This window comes from Salinimicrobium oceani (assembly GCF_012037645.1).
Window position 1 is genome coordinate 1 of sequence record NZ_JAAVJR010000264.1, and the last position, 583, is coordinate 583.

Sequence of the window (583 nt, forward strand, 5' to 3'; positions counted from 1 at the left end):
CCTATTTTTTCAATAAGAGGATCAAGATCCTGTGAGTTCTGTAATGGTTTAATAAATTCTTTTTGCGTTTCCTTTTCCAGTTTCATAACCATATCTTTTTCATACAACCTTAATTTACGAAATCACTAAGTTTTAGGGTTAGAAGGAGGTAAGGCTTTAGAAAAAGTTTAAGTTCATATTAGATTTTTTTAAGGAGGTTTTAATTAATTTAGGAAATATGGAGACAGCTCAAATTGTAATTGGACTAACAATCATCCTGTTTACTTACCTTGATTTTTTTCACACTACACTTTCAGGAAATGGGTTTGGCATCTTTTCCCGCATCATAAACCAGATCTTAAATCGTGTCATTATTCAAAATCGTTCCCGAGTCATTTTTAAATTTTCTGGCCTTTCACATCTTCTGGTCACAACGTTTTTGTGGATGCTATTGCTATTTATTGGTTCCTACACTGTTTTTAATGCAGCAGAGGAAATGGTGGTTAATGCAACCACCGGTTTGCCGGCGACTCACTCCGAAAGATTTTATTTTACCGGTTATGTGCTGTCAACTCTGGGAATAGGGGATTTCGTACCGGGAAAT

1 protein-coding gene is annotated in these 583 nt (G+C 35.3%); it reads left to right on the plus strand.

Annotation, left to right across the window (positions count from 1 at the left end; all coding sequences use genetic code 11):
- Positions 1–217 precede the first annotated feature (217 nt).
- The coding region (locus HC175_RS16640) for a hypothetical protein (RefSeq protein WP_209310035.1) at positions 218–583 on the plus strand (366 nt) is incomplete at its 3' end.